The following is an 18,689-nucleotide window of genomic DNA, read 5'->3' as shown; positions in this document are numbered from 1 at the left end:
CGCAGCGGCGCTTCGCGATTATGCCGCCACGTCACTGCCCGTTAGCTTAGCGTTGGTATGACTCTCCACGTCAAGTAAAAAACACCGTTCCCTCTTATTTTTTTATAAGCCTAATTAGTCGGTTTGCTCTCAATTTAAGTTGAGTTAACACATTAGATGAAGCAAGTAATTTCGTCGGTTATCATGCTGGTATCCGTGGATTACTCATCTTTCAATAAGCAGCGCCTACCTTACTTATTCCGTCGTGACACCTATCTTCAGTCTATGTTCGTGGTTCAGAGATTATTGCTAATCAATGCCATCCTAACGCCCTCGGTGGTTGTGTCACACCCGATGCTTGACCTAAATGCGTTAACTCAAAAACAGTGTTCATTTTATGCTGGAACCCTTGCAATGCGTAGTTTGGGGTTTACAGGGCTTAATACAACTTCGCGTGATATTGCCCAAATGTACGCAATCATTTCTCTGGCGATAGCGGTCACCGCGACATTGTAATGTTTACCTTTGTGTAATAATTGTTGGTATCGACGACAGAGCCTTAATTGCGCTTGCCAAGCTATATCGACAATGTCTTTGGGTAACCCTTCTTGGCGTTTTTGCAATGCCGTTGTGATGACCGCTTGGTATCGGTATGAATGAGCGCCTTCGACTAATAGTCTTCGGGCTCGGCCATTCCCGCATTTGGTGATAGCGCCAATATTTCGCTTTCCACCGCTGGAGTGCTCTGACGGAACCAAGCCTAAGTAGCTCATTAATTTTCTAGGGTGGTCAAAGCGTGTTAAATCACCTAGCTCTGCTATCACTCCTGCAGCAACAAGTAGCCTCACACCTCTCATGGCTTGGATCGCTTTTACAACAGGATAGTAGCGCCAAGATTTAACATGGTGTTCGAGTTCATTGTCTAACCTTTTAAGTCGAGCCAGTCGTTCGTTTATGGTTTGAAGATATTCCTGTAGTACGATTTGCTGCGCTGGATGGGGCAAGACTATCTCCGTCAACCAGCGTAAATGTTTAAATGACCAATTAGCAGTACCTGTATAATTAATATTATTGCGAAGCAACAGTGCTTTTAGTTGGTACTTAGCATCTTTTAAGTCTTTCATCGCGACTTCCCGAGCACGTGATAAATCACGAATGGCTTCGTCTTCAGGCTCAGGTACATAAATAGGGGTTAAATCCTCAGACTTGAGCAATTTAGCTAGTTTAAGTGCATCTCGTTTATCAGTTTTAATACGTTCACCTGGCTTTTTCGGGATTAAAGAGGGCGCTACAACGTAACAGCAATGTCCAAGCGAGGTTATGAGTCGGTAAATCCAGTAGCCACAAGGCCCCGTTTCATAGACAAAATGAAGCGTTGCATGAGGATATTTAGATTCAAATTTCCTGATGAGCTTTTTTATGGCTATCTTGGCAGAAGAGATGCGACCAAAGTGGATGGGTTGCGCACCACAATTATCTTCAATGTAAGCCACTTCAACAAACGCTTTATGAGTATCTAATCCAATGAAAAGTATGTTATGTTTAGTCATATTAGCCTCTGCTGTTTAGTTATTTGATAAACTAATTATGGCTCTGGCTTTAAGCTAATCCACGACGATGCGGAGGCTAGCACCGTGTGGGAGTCATTATGTTTAGTTTCCCATGGAGGTTTGGTGATTATTCGAAATTTTGATGAAAAAGATTTCTCCACAGTTCAACATATTTATCAACAAGGGATTGATACAGGTAACGCCACTTTTCAAGAGCAAGCAAAAACGTGGGAGGAGTGGAATAGTTCAATGTTGGATATTTGTCGCCTTGTTGCAGTCGAAAACACACAAGTTGTGGGTTGGGCTGGTCTTTCTCCTATTTCAAGTCGCCAAGTATACTCGGGTGTAGCTGAGGTTAGTGTATATGTTGCAGAACAGGCTCAAGGTAAAGGCCTTGGTCAAAAGCTATTGGCACAATTAATTTCAGAGTCAGAAGCTCAAAATATTTGGATGTTACAAGCTGGAATTTTCCCTGAAAATCATAGCAGTATTGCTCTACATGAAAAAAATGGATTTCGCCAACTGGGTACTCGCGACAAACTTGGAAAAATGAAAGGTATTTGGCGAGACGTTGTGCTTATGGAAAGACGAAGTGAAGTTGTTGGTGTGTAAGAGTAATTAACACATATGAACCTTCTCGGGTCAAGTAAGCATAACGATTCTTTTTAGCTGCTTTTAAGCAGCTAATTTGTTTTAGCAATGTTTTAAATCTATTCAACTTCGCTATGTCGGGTAGCCGTTAAAATCGTTTACGGCAAACACATATTGAGGCTCTCTTATTGCGAGCTCATCGCTGCCTAAATCAGTCGATACAGCTGTCGTTTAGGGGCACTAGACATTTATCGGTTAACCTTAGTCTGGCACTACTCAAGGGGATGGCTCTTTCGTCCAGTTAGTTAAAGGCTCAGCTAAGGTGTAAACGATTTAATGCATTGCTTAAATTAATGCGCACCAATGGGGTGTCTAATCAAGGCCAAATAGCTTATTACTTCGACAATACTTACCTGTAACGTTCAGCTTTTGCTGACTTAAACACAAATAGTACATGGTTGTTCATGGCTATCTAGTTAGGTATAGAGCTCATCCCATTGTGCGACTTAACTTTTTAAAAATCGTTCACCATCAAATACCGTTTTGTTTTTCAACATAAAATAAACACAACGACCAAGCTTATGAGCAAGCACAGATAATGCTTTGGCTTTACTCATACGTTTTTGTAGCTTGTTTAAATAACGCCTTGCTTTGTCGTTTCCACGTAAATAAAGCACTGCGGCTTCACTGAACGCCCATTTTAAGTGACCATTGCCAATCTTGTTGCCGCTAGTGCCATAAGTTTTGCCAGCAGATTCCGCTTTACACTTTACAAGCCGACAATAAGACGAAAACTTTTGTACAGACTCAAATCGATTAATGTCACCAATTTCATACAAGATAGTCATCGCTAGAATGAGACCAATGCCGGGTATAGTACGTAGCTGTGCGTAATAGTTTGGTTGATGTTTTTTAGCTTTACTCTCTAAATAGTATTCAAGCTTTTTAAGTTCCTCGGCGTAGGCATCGAGGATGGCTAAATCAAAATTGACATTGCGTTGAACAGCTTGGTCGTCAAAACGCGTTTGAAACTCTTGGCGAACACATTTGTTTTTCATATGCAGTTCAAGAGGCGGATAGTTGCCTCCACGCAATAGGCTAGCAATTTTATAAGAATCAATCTTATCGTTTTTGGCTTTACCACCGTGAATGGCTTTCATGTACAGCGCATGACCAAGTACAAAATCGATATTATGCTCGGCACATAAATCACTGACCCAATACCAGCAATGCATGCATTCAACACCAACAACAATATCTTCAAGATAAGGTAAAATCAGTTTAAGTAATTCATGTTTATCGGCTTTTATTTTCTGATGAACAAGCTTACTGCCACGCTCATCAAGAATGCAAACGTATAAAATGCGTGCATGAAGGTCAATTCCACAATAATATTTGTTGAAAGTAGTATAGAATTTCATTGAGCTTTCTCCTTTTGGTTTGGTCGCCTTGAAGTTTAGCTGTTCGCTAAACTTCGGGGAGAAGGTTCAATAAGTATCAATCCAATCAACCGGACACAAACTTGCTGGCTAAGGCTCGTGCCTCGCAATTATAGCCAACAAGTTTGTACCGTTTATTGAGGACGTTATGCGTCAAATCAATCTTCAAATATCAAGGATGTGAAAATGTTTAAACTAGAAATATCAAAAGCTGTTGGTGATAAGCCAGCAACAAAACTTCAAGCTAGAGTTATAGGTAAAAATAACGAATCAATTGATACGTATTTTATTGAACAGCCTTTCGGTCAAAAATGGAAAGCTATAAGTTTTCCAGATTTTGCATCGTTGTTAAAAATAGAACAGTTCCAAGCTAAAGATATTGAAGTAAGCCTTCAGCGTTTAGTTGATATATATGTTTTTGGTGATGACAAAAATTGGCATAGTTTTTTGTCGACAAGTGACTCGTGCAAATTGACTAATGAGATTAGCTGGACTGCCGCATAACAGTCGTTTAAAAGGACAAAAAACAGTTGGCTTTTGCTTCTTCGTCGCTAATTTTAGCCAACAATTTTTTGCCTCTTAACGAGGCGTTAGCTTTCTTGGAGAATTAGGGAAATATGAGAAGAAGTAGAGTATTCGGGGAAAGAGAGCTAAGGGGTTTTCTTGAGGAAAGTAAAGTTAATGTATCTCACTCTATCGAATCCGAAAAGGATGATTACATTCTAAACGTCAATGAAGACGATTATGTCGCTCATAAGGTATCAGAAGCGACCGTCGAAAATCTAGAAATTCACGTTGACGATATTTACGCTTCTTCAAGCGAGAAAATGATACCAGCCGAGCATTTCCATCGGGATTTCCATGTTTATTCAGGAAAGTCCTATAAAAAGGATGTAATTAAGTTTCATGTTCCAATAAGTGGCAATATTCAGTTACTTCATTGTATTCCTAGTTCCAGAATAATGTGGTCTATGGAGATAGAGATTGATCGAAATGAATTTTGTTTTGAAATAATCAACTTCAGAGACAATGCGGATGAAATTGTTCGCAGAAAGGACGACAACATAAGAAGTATCCTGCAACAATATGAAAATGTGAGAATTGAAGTAGAACGTGCTAATTCTAGCTTAGAGCAGCATGTTCGCAATGCATTTAACTCACGAAAGCAGAGAATTCAAAAAAGCTCTGGAGTGCTAGCGTCATTAGGCGTTCCAATAAAGAAATCGGCTGCACCACCGGAAACATTTTCTGTTCCTACTCCTCAGAAACGAAAAAAACCAATTTTAAATAAGCCAAGTGTAAAGGAAGCTGGCTTTACGCCAGAGCCAAGCCTTGATCAGTCTACATATGTCGATATATTGAAATTAATCCACGACGTCGGTAAAGAATTTGAGCGGCTGCCTAGTTTATACGCTGGCAAAGAAGAAGAGCATCTTCGAGATCACTTTTTAATGATATTGGAGCCAAATTTTGAAGGCTCTGCTACTGGGGAAACATTCAACAAAACTGGTAAAACCGATATTTTACTGAGGCATGAAGGCTCCAATGTGTTTATTGGTGAGTGCAAGTTTTGGAAAGGTGAGAAAAGCTTCTTGTCCACAATAGATCAGCTTTTAGGTTATCTGACGTGGAGAGATTCAAAGGCAGCTGTGATTATGTTTGTACCAAACAAAGATTTCAGCAGCGTGGTCGATACAGCTAAAGAGGCTTCTCCAAAGCACTCTAATTTCCTCAAGTACGTTGATGAAAAAGATGAAACTTGGTTTAACTACGAGTTCCATCTTGATGGTGATAGAAATAGAGTGGTGAAGCTGGCGGTTATGCTCTACCACACACCGAGGTGAAGTTAACAAGGCGCTGCTGTCGAACAAGTTTTCCGCTGCGCTTCAAACTTACCGCAGAGCGTGGCGTTGGTATGACTCTCCACGTCAAGTAAAAAACACCGTTCCCTCTTATTTTTTTATAAGCCTAATTAGTCGATTTGCTCTCAATTTAAGTTGAGTTAACACATTAGATGAAGCAAGAAATTTCGTCGGTTATCATGCTGGTATCCGTGGATTACTCATCTTTCAATAAGCAGCGCCTACCTTACTTATTCCGTCGTGACACCTATCTTCAGTCTATGTTCGTGGTTCAGAGATTATTTCTAATCAATGCCATCCTAACGCCCTCGGTGGTTGTGTCACACCCGATGCTTGACCTAAATGCGTTAACTCAAAAACAGTGTTCATCTTATACTGGAAACCTTGCAATACGTAGTTTGAGGTTTACAGGGCTTAATACAATTTCTCTCGATATTGCCCAAATGTACGCAATCATTTCTCTGGCGATAGCGGTCACCGCGACATTGTAATGTTTACCTTTCTGCATGAATCTTTGGTATCTGCGACAAAGCCTTAATTACGCTTGCCAAGCAATATCCACTATCTCTTTGGGTAACTCTTCTTGGCGTTTTGGGGATAAGTGGCGGTGCAACGACATAACAGCAATGCCCTAAACTCGTTAGTAAACAATAAACCCAATAAACCCAATAGCCGCAAGGGCCCGCTTCATAAACGAAATGTAAAGTAGTGCTCGGGTATTTAGATTCAAACTGACGAGCTAACTTTTTAATTGCTGATTTTGCTGAAGATATTCGCCCAAAATGAACAGGTTTAGCGCCTCGTTGGTCTTCTATGTACGTAACTTCTACAATTCTTTATGCGTATCCAAACCAATAAAAAGTATGTTATGTTTATTTATGTTGATCTCCTTTTTTAGTCTTTAACAAACTAATTATGGCTCTGGCTTTCAGCTAATCCACGATGAATTGGAGAGCAGCACTCTCGTGGGGAGTCACTATGTCTATACTTTACTTGGATCAAGAAATATTTTTTATGGCTACGAACTATAAATTTAAAAGGTTGAATGCTGGCAGGGATTATATTGCTGATAATTATCAAGCACCGCTCAGCCTATCCGATATAGCAAAGTACTCCAATATGTCTCCTTATCACTTTTTGCGTGTTTTCAAGGATATTTATGGAGAAACGCCGAACGAATTCTTGATTAGGCTTAGAGTTGAACAAGCTAAGAAAATGCTTATTACGGAAAATTTTAGTGTCTCAGAAATTTGCGAGAAAGTGGGTTACACAAGCCTTGGTAGCTTTTCTTCATTGTTTTTAAAACAAGTTGGTGTGGCACCTACTTTATATCGTCGTAGGCTTTGGGCTTTGTCTACTGAAGCGTACCGTTTTCCCTCGCAGGCTATACCGGCATGTTATGCCTACCATTTTTTGGGAAAATTGGCCAATTGAGCAATATTGGAGAAATATCACTTTGATTATTCCTATAAAATAAAGATGGAATTAACAACTGGGAATATATAGATGATCACATCCATAGCGCATTCAACAATATACGTACTTGATCAGGACGAAGCTCTTGACTTTTATAAAAACAAGCTCGGTTTCGAGGTCGGTGATGACATGAAAGTGGAAGGAGGTTTTCGATGGCTAACTGTATATCCGAAATCTAAATCACAGCTTCAGCTGGTATTGGCAGAGCCAAAAGAGGGACCGATGTTCACCAAAGACTCTGCCGAAAAAATACGAAGTTTAATCGAAGAAGGCGCATTTGGAGCGGGCGTTTTCGAAACTGAAAATTGCCAAAAAACGTACGAAGAGCTTGTGGCTAAAGGAGTGGAATTTATCCAGCCACCTACGAACCAGCTTTATGGCGTCGAAGCTATGGGCATAGACAACTCTGGCAACTGGTTTAGCTTAGTTCAACGAAAAAAATAAAATATAACACATATGAACCTTCTCGGGTCAAGTAAGCATAACGATTCTTTTTAGCTGCTTTTAAGCAGCTAATTTGTTTTAGCAATCTTTTAAATCTATTCAACTTCGCTATGTCGGGTAGCTGTTAAAATCGTTTACGGCAAACACATATTGAGGCTCTCTTATTGCGAGCTCATCGCTGCCTAAATCGGTTAATACAGCAATTGTTTAGGGCCACTAGACATTCATCGGTTACCCTTAATCTGGTGCTAGTCAAGGTGATGGCTCATGAACCCAGTTAGTTAAAGGCTCATTTAAGGTGTAAACGATTCAATTCATTGCTTAAATTATTGCGCACCTATGGGGTGTCTAATCAAGTCGAAATAGCTTATTCATTATGGATCTGGCTTTCAGCTAATTCACGATGAATTGGAGAACAGCACTTTCGTGGGGAGTCATTATGTCTATATTTCAAGGGCCAGTAATGAAAAGGACTTTTAGAACTCAACTAGACTTTGTATCAATTTTAAAAATTTCAGCTACGCTTGGATTTGGCGGTGGCATTTTTATGTCTATTTTTATGCTTTTTTCTGGGGTTCAATTTGGTCAGTTAATCCAAGGGGTTCTTGGGCTGTTGTTGGCTCCAATTTTTTCTGCTGTAGGTGGGCTTATTAGTGGGACCTTAGGTTTTCCATTTTACTACTGGTATGCTAACAAATTACAGGGGCAAACAATTTCTGGTAAGTTCGCTGAGAATCGCTCGTCAAATGAAACATAACAACAGTTTTAAACGTCTCGCTACTCTCGTTGCGGACACAAGCCGAGGGACGCTTCGCTATTATCGCCTAAGTGTTTGTATCGTTTAAGCCATAGTTAATCACCTAAAAATACGCAATTAATAAAATATAACTGTATAAATATACAGTTTATGTGTTATTGTGTTTTAAAATTAAGACAATAAACAAGGTAGTAATATGTTACTGGATTTAGAACCGAATGCGCCGCAAGATTTTGACTTCATAATAGGTGATTGGAATGTAAAGCATCGCCGCTTAAAAGATATACTAAACGGCGGTGAAGAGTGGATTGAGTTTAATGGGCTATCTTCAACAGTTAATACTCTTGGTGGTTATGGAAACATCGAAGATGTCCAACTTAATTTCCCAGATTCGTCAGTAAGAGCAAAAGCGATTCGTTCATATAACTCTGAAACAGGTGAGTGGTCTATCTGGTGGCTAGATGGTCGAAACCCTAATGCACTAGATACGCCAGTTGTTGGGAAATTCTCCAAAGGGATTGGACAATTCTACGCGGATGAAGTCTACAATGGCACTCCAATTAAAGTAAGATTTCTTTGGAATTCAACTAACCCTACAAAACCCACATGGGAACAGGCGTTTTCCAAGGATAACGGAGAGACTTGGGAAACTAATTGGTTAATGGAATTCACTCCTAAAAATTAGTATGCTGTAAGCAGCTAAAATTTTTCTAATTATCAAGGTGTTAGGTGGTTTTTGGTTGCTGGGCACTATACGACTTTTTGCCCAAGATATATTTTTTGTACACATACCCCCATGGCATCGCCAGAATCGGTAACACAACCAAAAGAAATGCAAATACTGTTTCTTCGCTACCAGATCCTTCCAAAGTGCCCTTTTGCATTAGAGGAAATGCAAAAATAGTAAGCCATATCACTTTGTAGAGAATTTCTAAAAGTAATATTGGAATCATCTCAACTGTTCTAAACAAACCTACAAAAGCTAATAATGAAAATGCTCCCCAAACGCTCCATGCAACCGCTTCTTCTTCGCCCCACGGATTAGCGTTGGATAACAAATGCCCCCAGACATCCATTCCAAGCACAAAGAACATCAATACGTATATCAATCTCATGAAATAAATATTGATTGGTCTTATTCCATCAAACTTCTCACTCTTAACAAATAAGCTGACAAACATCTGGCATTCCTTTTACTCTTCTGTCATGACAGCATATGCAGGTAGAAAATGATAAGCCACAAAGAAAGTGTTTCATATTAGGTTATTATGTAACAAAGAGTGGAGATTTATTATGCCGATGATTCGGATATCTATTTTGAGTGCGATGACTGGAAAGAAAACTGTGTTATAAGAAAGTTCAGAATTACGTGTGCAAGTGTAAATAAAAGCGATGTACAAGCGTCTTCAACGGAAATTCTGGCTGAGCCATGCGTTAAACAAAAATGAGTAAACATGATAAGAACTATAGAATTAACAGATGCTCTTGGCCTCTCCCAATACCTTACAGCCAATAAAACACATTTTGAGCCGTGGGAACCAATAAGGGAACCTGCCTTTTATTCGGAAAAGTGCTGTTTTGAGCGCATCTATAAAATTTTAAATACAACATCATCAACTTTATTTGTTTTTGTATCAGACCACAAAATCATAGGCCATTGTGAATTAAGCAAAATTGTATATGGCTTGTTACATGGGCTATGGCGTATCAAAAGAGTTTGAAGGTAAAGGTGTCGCTCGCGAGCTTTGTTCATATGCCATAGAGTATGCTTTTTCCAAACTAAAGCTACATCGAATAATGGCTAATTACATGCCATCAAACCATCGTTCAGATATGCTGCTACAGTGCTTAGGCTTCAGAAAGGAAGGTCTTGCGCTAAAGTACCTAAAAATAGCGGGTGCGTGGGAAGATCACATTTTAACGTCTCTCATTAATCCAAATTGTGTATAGCAAGCAAATAATGGCGTGCGCACAGGGACAAAACACAATGCTGCTTCGTGATTATTGTATTGTGTTTTTGCCCATACTTGGAAGTTAGTAGCCAAAGGAAGTATTGTGAGTCTGCGAAAAATTGAAGTTATAAATTACGATCCTCGATGGGCAGCTAAATTTATTGAAGAAAAAGTGCTATTAAATGCAGCTATTGGTAATGCAGCTCTAAAGATTGAGCATATTGGCAGTACTGCTATTATCGGTCTAAGTGCAAAACCTATAATCGATATCTTAATCGAAGTTTCCTGCCTTAAAGCTTTAGATGAAAGAAATAAAAGCCTTAAAACCATTGGATACGAAGCAAAAGGCGAGAATGGTATAGAAGGAAGGCGATACTTTCAGAAAGGTGGGAATATGCGAACTCATCATGTTCATGCATTTCTATCTGAGGATGAAAATTTAGTCCGTCACAGAGCCTTTAAAGAATATCTAATTGCTCATCCGGAAGCTTTAATTGAATATGACAGTATTAAAAGGCACGCAGCCCAAGAATGTAATAATGATAGCTTTCTATATATGTCATTGAAGAATAACTTTATTCAAGAGCATGAAAAAATTAGCGATAAGTTGGTTTGGCAACTGTTAAGTTACTCGAAAGGACGCAAAACGCTTGGCTTGTGCTCTTTCGTCGCTAATTTTAGTCAAACATTTTCGCGCCAAATAGTAAGGCGTTAAATTAATACGCGGATTTCAATCTGGCAGTTAAATAATTCGCTTATTTCACAATAAGGATAAATTATGAAACATATTTGCACTTCAACTATTTTGACACTTTCTATGCTTGCGATAAGTAGCACCGCACATAGTAAAGACGGATTATCTGCTATTAAAGCCCCCTATCTTGGACAAGCTTTGCCAGGCTCAACGCCAGAAGTATTTGCCCCTGGGATTGTTAACACAAAAGAGAATCGTGAAGTTGAAGGCATGTTCGCGCCGGATATGAACGCCTTTTATTTCATCCGCAGGCCGCTGGGTGAGCAATCCAAGGCTAATGCTCTGACTGTTACTGAATATATCAATGGCCAATGGCAAGAGTCGGTTGTTAAGCGTGGCGTAAGTGAACCATCGATTTCTCCGGATGGGATGACTTTCTACTTTCAAAAGGAATATATGGAGCGCACTAATGATGGTTGGTCTAACTTAACAAGCCTAGGTGCGCCTTTTGATAATATCGCCATTATGCGACTTTCAGTGTCTTCTAACGGCACATATTATTTTGATACTTTTACCAAAAATTTGGATAGTCCTTTGCGTTATTCACGCTTGATTGACGGTAAATATGAACAGCCGAAGTCGTTAGGCCAACAATTTGCGAAAGGCAGTTATAATGCACACCCATTTATCGCGCCCGATGAATCTTACATTATCTGGGATAGCAGAAGAGAAAGTGGTTATGGATCATCTGATCTTTACATCAGCTTTAGACAGAAGGATGGCTTATGGGGCCCAGCCATCAACATGGGGGACAAGATAAATACCGCCAGTGCCGAAAATTATCCGAGCGTATCATCTGATGGAAAAGCTCTATTCTTTGATCGACGGGAAAAATCTGCAAATGGTGAACCTACCGTAGATATTTTTTGGGTAAGTGCCGACATTATTGAAGCTCTTAGAGCTAAGCAAAAAACCATATAGCGATTTGTTCCAGCGTGACCCAAACGGATCGCTTGTCAGTGTATTACTGTGCTGAGTATTACTGTACTGAGTATTACACTGCTAAGCGTCACCTTTTGGGCTGCTTAACAAGTCGTTAGCTATCAGGGTTAAACATGAAGGATTTTGCTATATTTCCAAAAGAAGGGCGGATGTTGAGTTAATGTAATGTTGGGATTGCACAATACAAAACGCCACCTTATACAATTAGATCATCAATTAATAAATGTATTCGAAATACGTTACTCATCAAATTATTAGCTTGAAGCAAATCATAAAGTTAGTTAGTGTTTGGCAGTTAAAAACGATTAAAAAGTGAATTAAACGAGTGTTCTACAGGCTCGTTATAAATACTACTTGCAGTAGTGCATGTATAAATTAAGGGATTAATATGTTTTCTACATATCAACGCATCTCCTCCAACAAGCTAGCCTTCACAGTTCTATTAATACTATGCAGTTATTTAATACTGCGTGTCATTGCGTTTTTTCAACATCAGCCAGTTGCGCTTTCTGGCAGCTATTTTACTTTTAATGAAAAGCAAGTGAGATATGTGTGTAAGGGGCAGGGTGAACCTTATGTGTTTTTTGAAACTGGTTTTGGCTCAGATTCAGAGAGAACTTGGTCTTCAATTGTTGAACAGCTACCTGAAAGTTTTACGGCGTGCTATTACGACAGGTTAGGCCATGGAGGAAGTGACGATGTATCACGAACTTTCACAACTGACGAAAAATCTCAGCTTCAAGAATCTCTTGTAAAACATATCGCAGGTGAAAGTCCAGTAATTCTGGTTGCGCACTCTTACGGTGGGATCATTGCTAGACGAACTGCGGCAAGAGCTCAAATTAACCTAGCGGCACTAATACTTTTAGATTCAGCGCACGAAAATCAGCATACCGTATTGCGTGGTAAATTCGATCCAATTCCTGAGCATGTGAAAGTTTGGCATTATGTAGATCCGGTGTTAGGCATCTCTGATATTAAAAATATCTTTAAGCAGTATGACTCTGAAATAGCCAAACGCTTAGACCAGTATTATTCTAGCTTTAGATACGCACATGTACTATCAACATACCGAAACGAGAAAGGCTTTTACACGCCCTTGGAAGATTTTAACTACGATTTCGGTAAATTAAGAATGCTAGTGTTGAGCCATGACAAAGAAGCTTATGCTAAAAGCCCTCGTTTTTACAGCGTGGTTGACGACTGGGCTGAAATGCAAAAAAGCATCGTAGCGCTGTCAGATAACGCTGAGCATATTATTGTAAAGGGAGCCACTCATAACATACCGGGCGATTCACCTGAGGTGGTTATTGCTAAGATAACTGAAACGGTAGGGAGTGTTTCTAACCACGCTAATAATCGTATATCTAGCCAAACCCTACAGAGTGACTCGTAAAAGCTGGCTTGGTACTGCTATGCATGCTAGCTAACTGTTATTCGCACTGCTCATAAAATGCCTACTTGGCTGCAGGCATTTTCAAGTGATAATAGGGTGGTATGGGATACCAATTGGAAAATGGAACTTACACCCAAAAATTTGCAGGTTAACAATAGCGAATACAGTAAGTTAAGTGAACACTAAGTTGAGAGGCAGCTTTTTGCGGCCTTTTTATTATTTATGCATTGTCTAACTTATTAAGCCACACAAATCTTAGTTTAAGGTAGGTATTATACGTGGGAGTTTAACTCTTTGGACTGGCACAGAAGCTTACTTTGCTCAAGTTTAGTAAGCTCTAGTTCTAATGGGGGAGGCATCAAGAGTGATAACAATTTACGGAGTTAAAAATGGAAGAAATAGAAGTTAAATGGATTCACGCAATGCAAGTTTGGTGGAGTTGGTTTTGGAGGACCATGGTTTGGGTATTACCGGTCTCATTTATCATAGGTGTGATTGTAGGAGTTATGTTTAATGTGTTAGATCTCAGCATGTACGATAATATTTATCTTATTCAAATGTTTGGCGGTGCTATAGGTATTTATTTTTCAATAAAGGTGATGAAGAAAGTATTAAATAAAACATTTAAAGGATACCGTATTGCACTCATTAAGGTTGATAGTTCAACAGAGATAGACGCGTAACGACATTAAACAAGAGCCAGCTGTTAGCTTTTGTTTTTTGATAACTAATTTTAACTAGCTGTGAACCGGGCTTAATGCGGCGTTTTATTTTCAAGAAAAAGGAGTGATTTATGAATAGTTTGATGGGAATGGATTTGGAGACGTGGAGAATACTTACTGTTATTGGTATGACTGGTGCCGTATTTCTGTATATATATAGAATAACTGTTTTGGTTAATCTCATGCGAACTAAGTCTGAACAACTCGACGGTAACAATCGATTAATTTATGCTGGTTTAATCATATTTATCCCATTAAGTATTGGTGCGTGGTTATATGATTATGTGATAAATAAAAAGACCGTGGCCCCGATGTTTTTGTTTCCATTTAGTATGGTTATTGTCTCATTTTTGTATGCTATGTTTACGATATTGCCAAACGCGACACAATTTGATTTTGATTATATGGGGTGGTGAATATCATAAGGCGATTCTTTAGATGCAGTTATTGCTGAGCCTCAGTAATAAAAGCCGATGCCTTTACTGTACAATTCATGCTGGATAAATCTGCATCATTTCCGCTCGGAGAAGGGTGGGATTACTTAAATGGTGGTTATATTTTAGCTGGACTGATTTTAGATGAAGTCTTGGGTGAACATCATTCTAAATATGCCCGAGAGCTTATTTTTTAATCCTTTGGCATGGTGAATAGCACCTTCGGTGGAGTTGAAAAGGCAATGAGTGATATTACATCGGGCTACCTGCAATTAGATGAACCAACGCTTATCAACACTCAGTCATTTTGCAGAATATTGGCGTTGCAGATGCACCGCTTGTGACCGATGCCCATGATATGGTGTTGCTACTAAAAGAGATTGTGAATGGTATGCACGTTTCTGAAAAGATAAGAGCGCTAATGCTTGAAAAGCCTAGTATGTACAATGTAAATGCACAATTAAGTTATGGCTTAGGCGTTTTTAAACAAAACATAGACGGCACAATGGTTTATCATCATGGTGGAGAAGAGCCGGGGTACAGCTCAGCTAACATATACATTCCACAAAGCGATACCAGCTTAACCCTGCTGTTTAATTATGGTGGATTTGAGGCATGTGAGACTAGAGTTGATGGTGTGATTCAAACTGTATTAAAAACGTTTTTGCAAAACAAGTAATTATAGTATGTGTAAGGGCTTATTTTAAGTTCTTACACCTCATTGATCACAAGTGAGACAGAGACCGCAATAAATGAAAGCAACAACGTGAGCAGCCGTAAATTAAGTTTCTGATAAAAATTGAATTAACCTTTTGATTTAGATTAAATAGAACCGTTATCGGTGTTGATTTGGATAGTTGGATGATTTTTTAACACCTATTTAAGCGTTAATCTTTTTTCGATACACAGACGTTAAGGCTAAAGTTAATGTATAGAAATGATCTTGTTATCAACAATGCCTAACCTTGTGAAGAGCTGGTTTGGCAATCAGTTCACGTTATTGCATCCATTATTACAGCAACTACATTTAATCGGTGGGTGTTTATCTGGGCGGGTTAATATTGAATATGGCAGTGGCTTAGCGGGTGTTATTGGCCGTCGCATTGCCAAAAAGATGAATTTACCCTCTTCAGGGCAGCACAATTTATCTGTTTATATTTCACATCAAGAAGATGGATTGCACTGGGGAAGGTGCTTTAATTCGCAGCAGGTTGTGGAGTCTGTTTTTAAACCTGTAGGCACAGTAAATACTGGTTACTGGATTGAAGAAACTGGACCACTACGCATGCGATTAACGGTAGATATTATTAACGGTGGCTGGCATTGGCGTTGTACGCGTATTCAATTGATGGGAATTTTTGTTCCTCGCTGGCTATTGCCAGTGACCTCGGCTTATAAAAATGTTGAATATGTTCAAGATAAGCCTTTTTATCGTTTTCATGTTTCGTTTTCGTTACCTTATATTGGCATGTTGGTGAAGTATAGTGGGTTGTTGGATGTCAATTCTCGCTAAGCTTTACGTTCCAAGTTAATACTCCCCCGTAAACCCAAACTTACATCTGTTTTGTCGACAATATTGCACCTTTTGTTTGACGCATCCACTGATGATGGCTATATTGTCGACATATTATATATGGCTTATTGTTAAGGCTGCATGGCAATTCCCTCTGAAAAACCCGTTACGTCAGCTGATAAAACCTTTTTTCAACTCCGCAAAGAGATTGTAGAAGGTGATATTAAGGCTGGCTCGAAGCTAAGTGAAACCGAAATGTCGACAAAATATGCGGTCAGTCGTGCTGTTATTCGTGAAGCGATTAATCGATTAGAGTCTTGCCATTTAGTTGAGCGCAAAGCCAATGTCGGCGCGCGCGTAGTTGCGCTTAGTCCAGAAGGGCTGGTGGAACTTTATCAGGTGCGTGAATCGCTAGAAGGTATGGCAGCAAGGCTCGCTGCACAAAACATGACGGACGAAGAGATTAACAACCTTAATACACTGTTGCACTCCCACTCGCAAAAAGTGAAGCAGGGCGACTCTTACTACCAAGAAGCTGGAGACGTTGACTTTCATTACCGTATTATTCTGGGAAGTAAAAATAATCATCTTATTACGGTATTAACTGAAGGGCTTTATCATTTGGTGCGAATGTACCGTGTGCAATTAGGCATGGCGGGGCCTAGAGTCACCACTGCATTTGATGAACATAAGCATATTGTACAAGCGATTTCTAATCGAGATGCTGAATTAGCAGAGCTGCTAATGCGTCGTCACATTTTATACTCCAAAAATAATATTGAATCTAAATTATCTAATCCAAATTAAGCGAAAGAGAGAATCAGCATGAGTGCAGGTAAAAAATTTCGTCAAGCGTTAGCTGACAACAAACCGTTACAAATTGTAGGTACTATTAATGCGTACACAGCCATTATGGCAAAGCAAATTGGTCATCAAGCGATATATTTGTCGGGCGGTGGGGTTGCGAATGCATCTTATGGTTTACCAGATTTAGGCATGACATCACTAAACGATGTAATTGCTGATGTGCAGCGTATTACAGCGGCAAGCGACTTGCCGTTAATGGTTGATATTGATACTGGCTGGGGTGGTGCGTTTAATATTGCCAAAACGATTCGTGATATGGAAAAGGCAGGCGCAGCAGCAGTGCACATGGAAGATCAGGTAGCACAAAAGCGTTGTGGCCATCGCCCAAACAAAGAGATTGTGTCGACTGAAGAAATGGTTGATCGTATTAAAGCTGCAGTCGATGCGAGAACTGATCCTGATTTCTTTATTATGGCGCGCACCGACGCCTTTGCGCAAGAAGGGCTAGATGCTGCGATTGAGCGCGCGAAAGCTTATGTTGCTGCCGGTGCTGATGGTATTTTTGCCGAAGCAGTACAAACAGAAGCGCACTATCGTGCTTTTGCTGAAGCGCTAGATGTTCCAATTTTAGCGAATATTACTGAATTTGGTAAAACGGAATTATGGAACAAAAAAGAGCTTGGTGAGTGGGGCGTAGATATGGTGTTATATCCATTAAGTGCGTTCAGAGCAATGAATAAAGCGGCAGAAAATGTTTATCAATCTATTCTAGATAACGGCGATCAAAAAGCAGTAATTGATACGATGCAAACGCGTATGGATTTATATGATTATCTTGGCTATCACGAATACGAAGAAAAGCTTGATGCATTATTTGCAGATGGTAAAAATAAATAATTGAATAAAAATAACTAAAATAAATATCAGGGAACATTATTATGGCTAAAGTACTAAGTGGCGCTGGCTTACGTGGTCAAGTTGCAGGAAAAACAGCATTATCAACAGTAGGTAAATCAGGTTCTGGTTTAACTTACCGTGGTTACGACGTTAAAGATTTAGCAGAAAGCTGCGAGTTTGAAGAAGTCGCTTACCTTATTCTTAAAGGAAAGTTGCCAACGCAAACCGAGCTTAACGACTACAAAGCACAATTAAAGTCAATGCGTGGTTTACCTACTGCGTTGAAAGAAGTGTTAGAACGCATCCCTGCCAATGCTCATCCTATGGATGTATTGCGCACGGGTTGTTCAATGCTAGGTAACTTAGAGATGGAAGGCGACTTTGAGCAACAAGATCAAGTAACAGATCGCATGTTGGCGTGTTTCCCAAGCATTATTTGTTATTGGTATCGCTTTTCTCATGACGGGGTGCGTGTAGACGTAGAAACAGATGATGATTCAATCGGCGCGCATTTCTTACATATGCTACATGGTGCTAAGCCAAGTGAGCTTCATGAAAAAGTAATGCATGTATCATTAATTTTATATGCTGAGCATGAGTTTAATGCATCTACCTTTACTGCTCGTGTTTGTGCATCAACGTTATCAGACATGCATTCATGTATTACTGGTGCGATTGGCTCACTTCGTGGTCCACTTCATGGCGGCGCGAACGAAGCAGCAATGGAAATGATTGAAGGCTTTACATCTGCTGAGCATGCCGAAGAAGAAATGATGGGTAAATTGGCTCGTAAAGAAAAGATCATGGGCTTCGGTCATGCGATTTACTCTGAGTCAGATCCGCGTAACGAAATTATTAAGCAATGGTCAGAAAAGCTAGCGGCGGATGTAGGTGACACAGTGCTTTACCCTGTTTCAGTACGCTGTGAAGAAGTAATGAAACGTGAGAAAGGATTGTTCTGCAATGCGGATTTCTTCCATGCATCAGCGTATAACTTCATGAATATACCTACTAAATTATTTACGCCGATTTTTGTAATGTCGCGTTTAACAGGTTGGGCGGCACATGTAATGGAGCAGCGTGCAGATAACCGAATTATTCGTCCGTCAGCTGAATATACGGGTGAAGAATTCCGTCCTGTGCCACCAATTTCTGAGCGTTAATTTTACGCTTA

The 18,689-nt window shown here is 39.7% G+C and carries 22 protein-coding genes and 1 pseudogene; 19 read left to right on the top strand and 4 right to left on the bottom strand.

Annotated features, from left to right (window positions below; genetic code table 11):
- Positions 1-374: 374 nt before the first annotated feature.
- Complete coding sequence (locus tag HUU81_RS13900; protein WP_199609534.1) at positions 375-1,529, bottom strand: IS110 family RNA-guided transposase; 1,155 nt, start codon at positions 1,527-1,529, stop codon at positions 375-377.
- Positions 1,530-1,652: 123 nt separating this feature from the next.
- On the opposite strand from HUU81_RS13900, the gene HUU81_RS13895 reads away from it, so the two are divergent.
- Entirely contained in the window at positions 1,653-2,141 is a 489-nt protein-coding gene (locus HUU81_RS13895; RefSeq protein ID WP_199609533.1) for a GNAT family N-acetyltransferase, read from the top strand.
- A gap of 485 nt (positions 2,142-2,626) precedes the next feature.
- On the opposite strand, the gene HUU81_RS13890 is transcribed toward HUU81_RS13895, so the two are convergent.
- Complete coding sequence (locus tag HUU81_RS13890) at positions 2,627-3,541, bottom strand: transposase (protein ID WP_199609532.1); 915 nt, start codon at positions 3,539-3,541, stop codon at positions 2,627-2,629.
- Positions 3,542-3,745: 204 nt separating this feature from the next.
- Here HUU81_RS13890 and HUU81_RS13885 point away from each other — a divergent pair, with 204 nt between their 5' ends.
- Both HUU81_RS13885 and HUU81_RS13880 read left to right on the top strand, forming a co-directional pair.
- Positions 3,746-4,063, top strand: coding sequence for a hypothetical protein (locus HUU81_RS13885; protein ID WP_199609531.1), 318 nt, complete (start codon positions 3,746-3,748; stop codon positions 4,061-4,063).
- 113 nt (positions 4,064-4,176) lie between these two features.
- Positions 4,177-5,403, top strand: coding sequence for a hypothetical protein (locus tag HUU81_RS13880; RefSeq protein ID WP_199609530.1), 1,227 nt, complete (start codon positions 4,177-4,179; stop codon positions 5,401-5,403).
- A 388-nt stretch (positions 5,404-5,791) separates the two neighbouring features.
- Here the strand turns inward: HUU81_RS13880 and HUU81_RS13875 are convergent.
- Positions 5,792-6,301: pseudogene (locus tag HUU81_RS13875) on the bottom strand (hypothetical protein).
- Positions 6,302-6,399: 98 nt separating this feature from the next.
- On the opposite strand from HUU81_RS13875, the gene HUU81_RS13870 reads away from it, so the two are divergent.
- From HUU81_RS13870 to HUU81_RS13855, 4 genes are all read left to right on the top strand, one after another.
- Complete coding sequence (locus tag HUU81_RS13870) at positions 6,400-6,855, top strand: helix-turn-helix domain-containing protein (RefSeq protein ID WP_233520510.1); 456 nt, start codon at positions 6,400-6,402, stop codon at positions 6,853-6,855.
- A gap of 72 nt (positions 6,856-6,927) precedes the next feature.
- Positions 6,928-7,341, top strand: coding sequence for a VOC family protein (locus tag HUU81_RS13865; RefSeq protein WP_199609529.1), 414 nt, complete (start codon positions 6,928-6,930; stop codon positions 7,339-7,341).
- Between the two features lie 439 nt (positions 7,342-7,780).
- Positions 7,781-8,098: a hypothetical protein gene (locus HUU81_RS13860; protein WP_199609528.1), complete on the top strand. Its 318-nt coding sequence runs from the start codon at positions 7,781-7,783 to the stop codon at positions 8,096-8,098.
- Between the two features lie 196 nt (positions 8,099-8,294).
- On the top strand, positions 8,295-8,783 hold the full coding sequence (locus tag HUU81_RS13855) for a DUF1579 domain-containing protein (RefSeq protein ID WP_199609527.1): 489 nt from the start codon (positions 8,295-8,297) through the stop codon (positions 8,781-8,783).
- 40 nt (positions 8,784-8,823) lie between these two features.
- On the opposite strand, the gene HUU81_RS13850 is transcribed toward HUU81_RS13855, so the two are convergent.
- Positions 8,824-9,279: a hypothetical protein gene (locus HUU81_RS13850; RefSeq protein WP_199609526.1), complete on the bottom strand. Its 456-nt coding sequence runs from the start codon at positions 9,277-9,279 to the stop codon at positions 8,824-8,826.
- A gap of 499 nt (positions 9,280-9,778) precedes the next feature.
- Between HUU81_RS13850 and HUU81_RS13845 the strand changes: the two genes are divergently transcribed.
- From HUU81_RS13845 to prpC, 12 genes are all read left to right on the top strand, one after another.
- Positions 9,779-10,048 carry a GNAT family N-acetyltransferase gene (locus HUU81_RS13845; RefSeq protein ID WP_199609525.1) on the top strand — a complete coding sequence of 90 codons (270 nt, stop codon included), beginning with the start codon at positions 9,779-9,781 and terminating at the stop codon, positions 10,046-10,048.
- Between the two features lie 105 nt (positions 10,049-10,153).
- Entirely contained in the window at positions 10,154-10,765 is a 612-nt protein-coding gene (locus HUU81_RS13840) for a GrpB family protein (RefSeq protein ID WP_233520509.1), read from the top strand.
- 102 nt (positions 10,766-10,867) lie between these two features.
- A complete protein-coding gene (locus HUU81_RS13835; protein ID WP_233520508.1) occupies positions 10,868-11,725 on the top strand; it encodes a TolB-like translocation protein in 858 nt (285 codons plus the stop codon).
- A 409-nt stretch (positions 11,726-12,134) separates the two neighbouring features.
- Entirely contained in the window at positions 12,135-13,142 is a 1,008-nt protein-coding gene (locus HUU81_RS13830; RefSeq protein WP_233520507.1) for an alpha/beta hydrolase, read from the top strand.
- A 389-nt stretch (positions 13,143-13,531) separates the two neighbouring features.
- Positions 13,532-13,825 (top strand): hypothetical protein, encoded by a 294-nt coding sequence (locus tag HUU81_RS13825; RefSeq protein ID WP_199609523.1) that lies wholly within the window; start codon positions 13,532-13,534, stop codon positions 13,823-13,825.
- A 110-nt stretch (positions 13,826-13,935) separates the two neighbouring features.
- Entirely contained in the window at positions 13,936-14,280 is a 345-nt protein-coding gene (locus tag HUU81_RS13820) for a hypothetical protein (RefSeq protein WP_199609522.1), read from the top strand.
- A 77-nt stretch (positions 14,281-14,357) separates the two neighbouring features.
- Complete coding sequence (locus HUU81_RS13815) at positions 14,358-14,495, top strand: hypothetical protein (RefSeq protein WP_199609521.1); 138 nt, start codon at positions 14,358-14,360, stop codon at positions 14,493-14,495.
- Positions 14,496-14,605: 110 nt separating this feature from the next.
- Positions 14,606-14,977, top strand: coding sequence for a serine hydrolase domain-containing protein (locus HUU81_RS13810; protein ID WP_199609520.1), 372 nt, complete (start codon positions 14,606-14,608; stop codon positions 14,975-14,977).
- A 258-nt stretch (positions 14,978-15,235) separates the two neighbouring features.
- The gene (locus tag HUU81_RS13805) at positions 15,236-15,811 is read left to right on the top strand and encodes a DUF4166 domain-containing protein (RefSeq protein WP_199609519.1); all 576 of its coding nucleotides are present in this window, start codon (positions 15,236-15,238) and stop codon (positions 15,809-15,811) included.
- A gap of 141 nt (positions 15,812-15,952) precedes the next feature.
- Positions 15,953-16,618 carry a GntR family transcriptional regulator gene (locus tag HUU81_RS13800; protein ID WP_199609518.1) on the top strand — a complete coding sequence of 222 codons (666 nt, stop codon included), beginning with the start codon at positions 15,953-15,955 and terminating at the stop codon, positions 16,616-16,618.
- Positions 16,619-16,636: 18 nt separating this feature from the next.
- Positions 16,637-17,515, top strand: coding sequence for a methylisocitrate lyase (gene prpB / locus HUU81_RS13795; RefSeq protein ID WP_199609517.1), 879 nt, complete (start codon positions 16,637-16,639; stop codon positions 17,513-17,515).
- Between the two features lie 41 nt (positions 17,516-17,556).
- Positions 17,557-18,678 carry a bifunctional 2-methylcitrate synthase/citrate synthase gene (gene prpC / locus HUU81_RS13790; RefSeq protein WP_199609516.1) on the top strand — a complete coding sequence of 374 codons (1,122 nt, stop codon included), beginning with the start codon at positions 17,557-17,559 and terminating at the stop codon, positions 18,676-18,678.
- Positions 18,679-18,689: the final 11 nt, after the last annotated feature.

The organism is Flocculibacter collagenilyticus, from assembly GCF_016469335.1.
Lineage (GTDB): Bacteria > Pseudomonadota > Gammaproteobacteria > Enterobacterales > Alteromonadaceae > Flocculibacter > Flocculibacter collagenilyticus.
The sequence above is the reverse complement of the archived record's forward strand: the minus strand, read 5'-3'. Positions and strand labels throughout refer to the sequence as shown.